Here is a 4,179-nt window from a genome sequence, read left to right as displayed (position 1 = left end):
GCGTGATCCGATCGCCGCGGCGCGGGCCAACTGGGAGCGCGCCGGGTGGGGCGACGTGGCACCGGGCATGGTGGCGGTGACCTCGGTGATGCGCGCGCACCAGATCCTGCTGGCGCGGGTCGAGACGGCGCTGCGCCCCTACGACCTGAGCTTCTCCCGGTATGAACTGCTGCGGCTGTTGGCATTCAGCCGGACCGGGGCGCTGCCCATCACCAAGGCCTCCGACCGGTTGCAGGTCCACGTCACCAGCGTGACCCACGCGATCCGCCGGCTGGAGGCCGACGGGCTGGTGCAACGGGTGCCGCACCCCACCGACGGGCGCACCACGCTGGTGGCGATCACCGACCTGGGCCGCTCCACGGTCGAGGACGCCACCGTCACCCTCAACAAGCAGGTGTTCGCCGACATCGGGATGACCGACACGGAATCGCAGAACCTGGCGGCGTGCATTGAAACGTTGCGGCGCAACGCGGGTGACTTCTGAGCCCGGCGGTTCTCAGCTGCCGCGCAGCATCTCGATGACCGCGCTGAAGTCCTTTTCGGGGTGGTCGGCGGCGAATTTCGCATAGATCTCGGCGGCGTGGGTACCCAGCGGCGCCGCCGCACCGCTGGACGACACCGCGTCCATCGCCAGGCCCAGGTCCTTGTTCATCAACGCGGTGGCGAAGCCCGGCTTGAAGTCGTTGTTGGCCGGCGACGTCGGAACCGGCCCCGGCACCGGGCAATTGGTGTGCACGGCCCAGCAGTTGCCGGTCGCCCCGGTGATGACGTCGAACAGGGACTGCGCGGACAGCCCGAGCTTCTCGGCCAGGATGAACGCCTCGCCGATCGCGATCTGCTGGACCGCCAGCACCATGTTGTTGCACACCTTGGCGGCCTGGCCGGCCCCGGCCGCGCCGCAGTGAATGATCTTGCCCGCCATGGGTTCCAGCACCGGCCGCGCACGCTGCAGCGCGGCCTCGTCGCCGCCCACCATGAAGGCCAGCGTGCCGGCGACGGCACCCTTCACCCCGCCGGAGACGGGCGCGTCGAGCTGCGCGACGCCGTTGGACTCCGCCAGCGCATGCACCTCGCGGGCATCGTTGACCGAGATCGTCGAGCTGTCGATGAACAGAGCGCCGGGTCGCGCGGCCGGCAGGATCTCCGCGTAACAGCGTTTGACCAGCTCCCCGTTGGGCAGCATGGTGATGACGACGTCCGACCCGGCCACCGCGTCGGTGGCGCTGCCGAACCCGGTGACGCCGGCCTCCGTCGCCGCGGACAGCGCGGCGGGCACCGGATCGAAGCCGCGCACCGCGTGTTTGGCCGCAACAAGATTCGTCGCCATCGGCCCACCCATGTGGCCCAGGCCCAGGAAGGCCACCGTCAGGTGTTCGGTCATCTGAAAGACCCTTCTATGCGGTTGCGCGAACCCGTGCGGCTTCGGCCCGGCCGATGACCACCCGCATGATCTCGTTGGTCCCTTCCAGGATTCGGTGCACCCGCAGGTCGCGCACGATCTTTTCCAGACCATACTCGCGCAGGTAGCCGTAGCCGCCGTGTAGCTGCAGGGCTTTGTCGGCGACCTCGAAGCAGGTGTCGGTGACGTAGCGCTTGGCCATCGCGCACAGCTCGACCTTGTCGGGATCGTCCTCGTCCAGCGCATTGGCCGCCCGCCACAACATCATTCGCGATGTCTCGAGGCCGGTGGCCATGTCGGCCAGGGTGAACCTGATGGTCGGCTCGTCGAGCAGGGACGACCCGAACGCTTGGCGATCGCGGACATAGGCCCCGGCCTTGTCGGCGGCGGCCTGGGCGCCGCCGAGCGAACACGCGGCGATGTTGAGCCGACCGCCGTTGAGCCCGTTCATCGCGATGCCGAACCCGGCGCCCTCGCCGTCGGCGCCGCCCAGCATCGCCTCGGCCGGCACCCGGACGCCTTCCAGGATCACCTGGGCGGTGGGCTGGGCGTGCCAGCCCATCTTCTCCTCGAGCGAGCCGAAACTCAGCCCCGCAGTGCCCTTTTCGATCACGAAGGCCGAGATGCCGCGCGGGCCGTCGCTGCCGGTCCTGGCCATCACCACGTAGACGTCCGAGGCGCCCGCGCCCGAGATGAACTGCTTGACGCCGTCCAGCACATAGTCGCCACCCTGTTTGACGGCGCGGGTGCTCAGCGCGCTGGCGTCGGACCCGGCGCCGGGCTCGGTGAGGCAGTAACTGGCGATGACGTCCATCGACGCCAGCCGCGGCACCCAATCCTTGCGCTGCTCGGCGGTGCCGAAGGTGTCGATCATCCACGCGCACATGTTGTGAATGGACAGGAACGCGGCGGTGGTCGGGTCGGCGATGGCCAGCTGCTCGAAGATGCGGACCCCGTCGAGGCGGCGCAGTCCGCTGCCACCGACATCGTCACGACAGTAGATCGCCGCCATGCCGAGTTCGGCGGATTCGCGCAGCACGTCGATCGGAAAATGTTTGGCCGCATCCCATTCCAGGGCGTGCGGGGCGAGGCGCTTGGCGGCGAACGCGGCGGCCGTCTCGGTGATCACCCGTTCGTCGTCGTTGAGGGTAAAAGAAGCCATGAGAAACAGCCGGCCTAATCCATTGTGGGAATGACGAACTCGGCGCCGTCCTTGATGCCGGACGGCCACCGCGACGTCACGGTCTTGGTCTTGGTGTAGAACATGATCGACGAGGGGCCGTGCTGGTTGAGGTCGCCGAAACCGGACCGCTTCCAACCGCCGAAGGTGTGGTAGGCCACCGGCACCGGGATCGGCACGTTGACCCCGACCATGCCGACCTGCACGCGCGAGACGAAGTCGCGGGCGGCGTCGCCGTCGCGGGTGAAAACCGCCACGCCGTTGCCGTATTCGTGCTCCGACGGCAGCCGCAGCGCCTCTTCGTAATCGTGCGCGCGCACGATGCACAGCACGGGCCCGAAGATCTCGTCGGTGTAGATCGACATGTCGGGGGTGACGTGGTCGAACAGGGTGGGACCGATGAAGAAGCCGCCCTCGAGGTTGGCGTCGCCGAACGTCAGGTCGTCGCTGGCGCGGTCGCGGCCGTCGATCACCAGCTCGGCACCCGCGTCGACCCCCTGGGCGATGTAGTCGCGCACCCGTGCCACGGCCGCTTCGGTCACCAGCGGTCCGTAGTCGGCCTTGGGGTCCAGGCTGTGGCCCACGCGCAGGTTGTTGATCCGCTCGATGAGCCGGGCGCGCAGCCGGTCGGCGGTCTTGTCCCCGACCGGGACCGCGACGCTGATCGCCATGCACCGCTCGCCGGCGCTGCCGTAGCCCGCGCCGATCAGGGCGTCGACGGCTTGGTCCAGGTCGGCGTCGGGCATCACGATCATGTGATTCTTGGCGCCGCCGAAGCACTGTGAGCGCTTGCCGGTGGCCGCGGCCCCGGCGTAGATGTACTGGGCGATATCGGAGCTGCCGACGAACCCGACGGCCTGGATGTCGGGGTGGTTCAGGATGGCGTCGACGGCCTCCTTGTCGCCGTGCACGACCTGGAACACGCCCGGGGGCAGGCCCGCTTCCAGAAAGAGCTCGGCCAGCCGAACCGGCACCGACGGGTCGCGCTCGCTGGGCTTGAGCACGAACGCGTTGCCGCAGGCCAGCGCCGGGCCGGCCTTCCACAGCGGAATCATCGCCGGGAAGTTGAACGGGGTGATGCCGGCGACCACGCCCAGCGGCTGGCGCAGCGAGTAGACGTCGATGCCGGGCCCGGCGCCCTCGCTGTACTCGCCCTTGAGCAGGTGGGGGATGCCGATGCAGAACTCGATGACCTCGATGCCGCGCTGGATGTCGCCCTTGGCGTCGGCCAGCGTCTTGCCGTGCTCGCGCGACAGCAGCTCGGCCAGCTCGTCGTTGTGGGCGTTGACCAGCTCGATGAAGCGCATCATGACACGCGCGCGCCGCTGCGGATTGGTTGCGGCCCAACCCTTTTGGGCCTCGACGGCCGAGGCGACCGCGGCATCGATGTCGGCCTGGCCGGCCATCGGCACCGTGGCCTGGACGCTCCCGGTGCTCGGGTCGAAGACGTCAGCGCTGCGGCCGGACCGGCCGGCGGTGCGCTGCCCATCGATGAAGTGCGGAATCTGTGTGGTCATGGGGCCCTCGGGTGTGGTTGAGCGCTTAAGCGGATACTTGGATATCCTAGTAACCCGGTTCGGGCCTTGGCAAGGTGGTCGCC

4 protein-coding genes are annotated in these 4,179 nt (G+C 68.8%); 1 reads left to right on the top strand and 3 read right to left on the bottom strand.

Features of this window, described 5'->3' with window-relative positions:
• The coding region (locus A9W96_RS20120) for a MarR family winged helix-turn-helix transcriptional regulator (RefSeq protein ID WP_067142423.1) at window positions 1–484 on the top strand (484 nt) is incomplete at its 5' end.
• A gap of 12 nt (window positions 485–496) precedes the next feature.
• On the opposite strand, the gene mmsB is transcribed toward A9W96_RS20120, so the two are convergent.
• The 3 genes from mmsB to A9W96_RS20105 are packed head-to-tail and all read right to left on the bottom strand — an operon-like array spanning window position 497 to window position 4,096.
• A complete protein-coding gene (mmsB, locus tag A9W96_RS20115) occupies window positions 497–1,381 on the bottom strand; it encodes a 3-hydroxyisobutyrate dehydrogenase (RefSeq protein ID WP_066882255.1) in 885 nt (294 codons plus the stop codon).
• A 13-nt stretch (window positions 1,382–1,394) separates the two neighbouring features.
• Entirely contained in the window at window positions 1,395–2,561 is a 1,167-nt protein-coding gene (locus tag A9W96_RS20110; protein ID WP_067023169.1) for an acyl-CoA dehydrogenase family protein, read from the bottom strand.
• 14 nt (window positions 2,562–2,575) lie between these two features.
• Window positions 2,576–4,096, bottom strand: coding sequence for a CoA-acylating methylmalonate-semialdehyde dehydrogenase (locus tag A9W96_RS20105; protein WP_066860448.1), 1,521 nt, complete (start codon window positions 4,094–4,096; stop codon window positions 2,576–2,578).
• Between the last annotated feature and the right edge of the window lie 83 nt (window positions 4,097–4,179).

Source organism: Mycobacterium sp. 1245852.3 (assembly GCF_001669335.1).
In the GTDB taxonomy this organism is placed as follows: Bacteria; Actinomycetota; Actinomycetes; order Mycobacteriales; family Mycobacteriaceae; genus Mycobacterium; species Mycobacterium europaeum_A.
The sequence above is the reverse complement of the archived record's forward strand: the minus strand, read 5'-3'. Positions and strand labels throughout refer to the sequence as shown.

What these genes read in the sequence shown, in the direction of transcription:
- mmsB (WP_066882255.1), bottom strand. Translation starts at nt 1,381, where the DNA reads ATGACCGAACACCTGACGGTGGCCTTCCTGGGCCTGGGCCACATGGGT.
- A9W96_RS20110 (WP_067023169.1), bottom strand. Translation starts at nt 2,561, where the DNA reads ATGGCTTCTTTTACCCTCAACGACGACGAACGGGTGATCACCGAGACG.
- A9W96_RS20105 (WP_066860448.1), bottom strand. Translation starts at nt 4,096, where the DNA reads ATGACCACACAGATTCCGCACTTCATCGATGGGCAGCGCACCGCCGGC.